2 protein-coding genes are annotated in these 1032 nt (G+C 64.8%); both read right to left on the minus strand.

Translation table 11 applies throughout. From position 1 onward, the window contains the following. Window positions 1–521: ATP-binding cassette domain-containing protein (locus AC3WQZ_RS35675; RefSeq protein ID WP_492302167.1), on the minus strand; the 521-nt coding region annotated here is incomplete at its 3' end. Continuing rightward, the coding region (locus AC3WQZ_RS35680; protein ID WP_492302168.1) for a branched-chain amino acid ABC transporter permease at window positions 518–1032 on the minus strand (515 nt) is incomplete at its 5' end. The genes AC3WQZ_RS35675 and AC3WQZ_RS35680, both read right to left, overlap by 4 nt.

A 1032-nucleotide genomic window follows, 5' to 3' on the forward strand; every position in this document is an offset into this window, starting at 1 on the left:
GGGCGGCTCATCAGGGCCCGGCACACCTCGATGCGGCGGCGGTCGATCATCGTGAACGTTTCCACCGGCTCGAACAGCCGCGCCACCAGTGGCGGGCTGAAGATGCCCAGCAGCTCGCGCACCGACTCCACGTAGCGTTCGTACTCGGCGCGGAACGCCTTGCGCCGGAACAGGTTGAAGACCAGCCCGTGACGCATGTTCTGGTAATCGCCGATCACGATGTTGTCGAACACCGTCAGCGGCAGCGACAAGCGCGAACGCTGGAACGTCCGCGCCACGCCGCTGCGGTAGATCTGCTGTGGCGTCTTGCCGATGACGTTGTTGCCGTCATAGGTAATGGTTCCGGCGCTTGCCTTGTACAGCCCCGTCAGCACGTTGAAGAACGTGGTCTTGCCGGAGCCGTTGGGGCCCAGCAGGCCCAGGATCTCGCCACGGCGGATCTCGAGCTGGAGGTTGTCCAGCGCGGTCAGGCCGCCAAAGCGCATGGTCAGGTCGCGCACCTGGATCATTGCGTCGCTCATTGCGCATCCTCCCGGGGAAAGAACAGGCGGGTCTTGCGCGGCATCAGGCCGTCCGGGCGGAACAGCAGGATGGCGATCACCAGCGCCGCGTAGAACAGGAAGCGGTATTCCTGGATGAACTGCAGCTTTTCGGGCAGCACCAGCACGATAATGGCCGCCGGCACCAGGCCCACCACGTTGCCGAGGCCGCCCAGGATCACGATCGACAGCATCAGCAGCGAGTCGGCGAAGGTGAAGTTGTTGGGCGCCACGAACGCAGTGACCATGCCGTAGACACTGCCGGCGATGCCGGCAAAGAAGTTGCCGAGCATGAACGCAATCACCTTCCACCGGGCGATGTGCAGGCCGAACGCGGCGGCGGCGGTCTCGTCGGTGCGCACCACGTCCATCGCCAGGCCTACCCACGAGCGCTCCAGCGCCTTGACCACGGCAAACGTGCCCGCACAGATCAGCAGGCTCAGCAGCGCATAGCTGGCGTAGAACGACACGTCCACGCCGAACAGTGTCACGC

The organism is Cupriavidus sp. FW305-26 (assembly GCF_058787975.1).